The following is a 3,980-nucleotide window of genomic DNA, read 5'->3' as shown; positions in this document are numbered from 1 at the left end:
GGCAAAATAAGGTAGACGAGAAAAGACAACTATAGGAACAAATGGGTGTCATGCCAGTGCGTGACACTGGTTTCCATCCAAAAGGGTGTCATTCCAGTGTCAGCTACTTTCATGACATCGTTTACTATGTGCCATATTGTAATGTTCGTACAGTTGTGGAATGAATCGCGGTATGACGTGTTGCTTGGGTCAGCTATAGTATAAATATACTAGGGGTTATAGTTTTCTTATGCTGCCTTTTTGTTATTAGACAACCACAATATAAAGGAGTGAAACGGATGCAAACAGCAGTGCATTTCTGCACCAAACGTATTACCTTTAACGAATAGTAAAATGTGAGATTTTTTGGAACTACCGTGGAGCAATTGCTCCACGGTTTCATTCTACTTAGAATCCACCCATGCCACTCATTTCTCCTGCACCCATAGGAGATGAAGCATTTTCTTTGCTTGGTACATCAACTATCATAGATTCAGTAGTTATCAGCACACTCGCAACAGATACCGCTGTTTCAAAAGCAATACGCACCACTTTTGCTGGATCAATCACACCAGCCGTAAACGCATTAGCATAATTCATAGCCTCAACGTTGTATATAAGCTCTTTATCATTCTGCTTAATCAAATAGTCAATTATAACAGCAGATTCAAGACCAGCATTTTTGACTAACCTTCTAATTGGAGCACTGAGAACTTTCTTGATAATGTTTATGCCTATTTGTTCCTCGTCACTTGCACCTTTTAATTTGTCGAGAACAGATGAAGCATAAAGAAGCGCAACCCCACCACCTGGAACTATACCTTCTTCAATTGCGGCTCTTGTTGCATGCAGCGCATCTTCGACTCTATCTCTACGTTCTTTAACTTCCACTTCAGTTGCTCCACCAACTTTGAGCACAGCAACGCCACCTGATAATTTCGCTAAACGTTCTCTTAGCTTTTCTTTATCATAATCAGAAGTTGAAGTTTCAATTTGAGATTTAATCTGCTCGATTCTAGCTTTCACACTGTCAGAATCGCTATTTTCGCTGACAACTGTGGTATTATCTTTAGTAATTTTAACATTTTTAGCCGTACCAAGATCATCAAGCGTGAGATCTTCCATCTTGATTCCAAGTTCATCTTTTATGACGTACTTAGCACCAGTTAAAGTTGCTATGTCTTCGAGCATCTCCTTTCTTCTGTCACCAAAACCTGGAGCTTTTACTGCAGCAACTTTTAAACCACCACGCAATTTATTGATAACTAAAGTGCTTAATGCTTCACCTTCGATATCCTCTGCAATAATAACCAAAGGTTTACCAGATTTAACAATAGCTTCAAGAATAGGAAGTAAAGGTTGAATAATATTTAATTTTTTCTCTGTAATTAATAGATAAGGATTATCAAGCTCCACGATCATTTTTTCATTATTTGTAATAAAATACGGAGAGAGATAACCGCGATCAAATTGCATGCCAGTAGTCAGCTCAACTTCTAACTCTTTTGAACCTTTACTCTCTTCAACAGTTATTACACCCTCTTTTCCAACTTTTTTCACGGAATCAGCGATACTGTTACCTATATCCTTATCACCATTTGCAGAGATTATTGCAACTTGTGCCACTTCGTCTATTTTCTCTAGAGAAATTGTACGAGACATTGACGCAATTTCCTTTAATATTACATCTTTTGCCTTCTGTATTCCGTTTTTAATACCAACACGATCGTTTCCAGCAGCAATTGATTTTGAAGCTTCCATTATCATGTTGCTAGTTAGTATTGAGCACGTTGTTGTACCATCACCAACTTTGTCGTTACATTGAGAACAACTCTGTGCAAAGATGCTTGCTATCGCAGCGTTTAATGGTTTTTCAGGCTTGATACCCTTCATCACCTTATAACCATCTTTTGTAATTTCTGGTGCTCCATAGGGCTTATTAATCCCTACTGTTTTTCCTCTAGGTCCTGCAGTTATTGCTACCGTTGAATCCACTATTGCTGCGACTTCACGAAAGGCTTCTTGCAACTGCTCACCTGATACTACTACATTAGTCATTTTTATCACCTCTTGTTAATAAAAAATTTAGAAAACTATAATAAAACCACTTACAATGCGCTATGTTGCGCTTTGTTTCAGTTTAGTAAAATAAAGACCGCTACTTAATGACAGCAAGTATATCGGATTCCTTCATCACGATAAGCTTCTCATTATTATGTTCTATTTCTGTACCAGCCCATTGGCGATAGAACACTTTATCACCAGCTTTCACAGTTAAAGTTACGCGTTCGCCACTTAAATTGCGTGAACCTTCACCAATTGCTATAACTTCACCTTTAGTAGGTTTCTTTTCAGCACTTGATGGAAGCACAATTCCACCTTGCTTTTCTTCGCTAATAGGCCTGATCAGCACGCTATCACCTAATACATTTAAACTTATACTTGACATTTGTTTTTCCTCATCAACAAACTAACTTATAAGTTTATATATATATACTCGTAAGTTAGATTTCAAGGGCTGGAGCTTGTAAAATATGCACGCCAAAAGCAGTTTCTAAAAGAGCCTAATGTTATATAATAAAATTTAGATTTATTTATAGAGATTTCATGAGTTATATACCATTTTTAAGTCGTGGTGTGATAGTGCTATATGGGCCTGACACTGGAGATTTTCTGCAGGGTATTATAACCAACGATATTAATAAGTTGGATAGCCAAAAAGCCATTTACTCTTTATTGCTTAGCCCTCAGGGAAAATATCTATATGATTTTTTTCTTATTGAATATGGTAAATACATCCTCTTGGAGTGCGAAAACATGCACTTGCAGCAAATAATCGAGAAACTAGATTTACTTAAAACTTATTTGAGGGTAAAGATTAAAGACGTTAGTGCACTATATAAGGTTGGGGTTTTGTTTAATACTAAGTTGGCGGAGTGTAGTAGTAAGTCACAAGTTATTTTTCAAGATCCAAGGCACAAGCTGCTAGGAATGAGGATCATACATAAAGATGAAATAAAAGAGCCGGTTGGGGATTTTACTCAGTATGAAAAAGTCAGAATTCAAAATCTCGTTCCAGATGGAGCGAAAGATATGGTGCAGAATTCATCGTTTCCGCTGCAATTTTTAATCGATAAAGTAAACGGTATAAGCTTTAATAAGGGGTGTTATATAGGTCAGGAAGTCGTAAATCGAATGAGCAGACAAGAAATATTCAGAAGAAAACTTTACTTTGTTGAGGGGGATAACGCACTTCCAGATATTGGCACTAAAGTGACAAATGAAAACAATGAGGAAATAGGGGAACTGCGCTCTAGTGTAGACAACATTGGATTTGCATTGCTTAATACTGGAAAGAGCCATGCAAATTTATATGCAGATGGAGTTAGGTGCGTTAAGACGTTGAAGTCTTAAGGTAGCGCATATAGAAACGAAAAACTTGCTTGACACCCTTCGCCAGCGCCCTTATCATAGCAGTGAAGCTATTTCATTTAACTTCGCAATCTGTGCAGATTAAAACGACAAGGACTCCTGGTATAATGTTGAACATTTTTTTTCTGCATTTCCGGGAATGTTCAAAAAAGCATACGCGTCAAGTTAAGGAAATAGAGGTATGAAAGAGATAGAATAACAAGGTATAAGTTCTCCCAGATATACTTTTAGTGAGAGAACCAATGAATAAAATAACTTGCTTATCAAAAAAGCTCAAAGAATTTTTTAATGAAAAAGCAGAGAAAATCTCAATTACAACAAGGTTTATAAAAAGAAAGAGAAAGCTAAAAGGTTCATCATTCGTAAAAGCCATGGTCTTGGGTAATATAGGAGTTGATAATTGTAGCGTAGAAACAATGTGTCAATTACTAAACGAGGACTCGATAGATATAACAAAACAAGGTTTGGATTTTAGATTTACTGAAGAAGCAGTGGAATTTATGAAAAGGATGTATAATGAATCTGTGATTCTCTTTAAAAATATCTTGCAAGTTGATTGCAAAATCTTA

3 protein-coding genes and 1 pseudogene are annotated in these 3,980 nt (G+C 36.6%); 2 read left to right on the top strand and 2 right to left on the bottom strand.

Annotated features, from left to right (window positions below):
• Positions 1–387: 387 nt before the first annotated feature.
• Entirely contained in the window at positions 388–2,037 is a 1,650-nt protein-coding gene (gene groL / locus OZD61_RS04165) for a chaperonin GroEL (protein ID WP_010962503.1), read from the bottom strand.
• A 100-nt stretch (positions 2,038–2,137) separates the two neighbouring features.
• Positions 2,138–2,419, bottom strand: a complete 282-nt coding sequence (locus OZD61_RS04160; RefSeq protein ID WP_274979967.1) for a co-chaperone GroES — start codon at positions 2,417–2,419, stop codon at positions 2,138–2,140.
• A gap of 167 nt (positions 2,420–2,586) precedes the next feature.
• Between OZD61_RS04160 and ygfZ the strand changes: the two genes are divergently transcribed.
• Both ygfZ and OZD61_RS04150 read left to right on the top strand, forming a co-directional pair.
• Positions 2,587–3,393 (top strand): CAF17-like 4Fe-4S cluster assembly/insertion protein YgfZ, encoded by an 807-nt coding sequence (gene ygfZ / locus OZD61_RS04155; protein ID WP_274979966.1) that lies wholly within the window; start codon positions 2,587–2,589, stop codon positions 3,391–3,393.
• 260 nt (positions 3,394–3,653) lie between these two features.
• A pseudogene (locus OZD61_RS04150) lies at positions 3,654–3,980 on the top strand (IS4 family transposase); the annotation flags it as partial.

This window comes from Wolbachia endosymbiont of Drosophila bocki, from assembly GCF_028982005.1.
In the GTDB taxonomy this organism is placed as follows: domain Bacteria; phylum Pseudomonadota; class Alphaproteobacteria; order Rickettsiales; family Anaplasmataceae; genus Wolbachia; species Wolbachia pipientis.
Note: the sequence above shows the minus strand (reverse complement) of the source record. Positions and strands in the feature narration are given on the sequence as shown.

Coding starts and splice junctions, on each gene's coding strand:
- groL (WP_010962503.1), bottom strand. CDS start 2,037: ATGACTAATGTAGTAGTATCAGGTGAGCAGTTGCAAGAAGCCTTTCGT.
- ygfZ (WP_274979966.1), top strand. CDS start 2,587: ATGAGTTATATACCATTTTTAAGTCGTGGTGTGATAGTGCTATATGGG.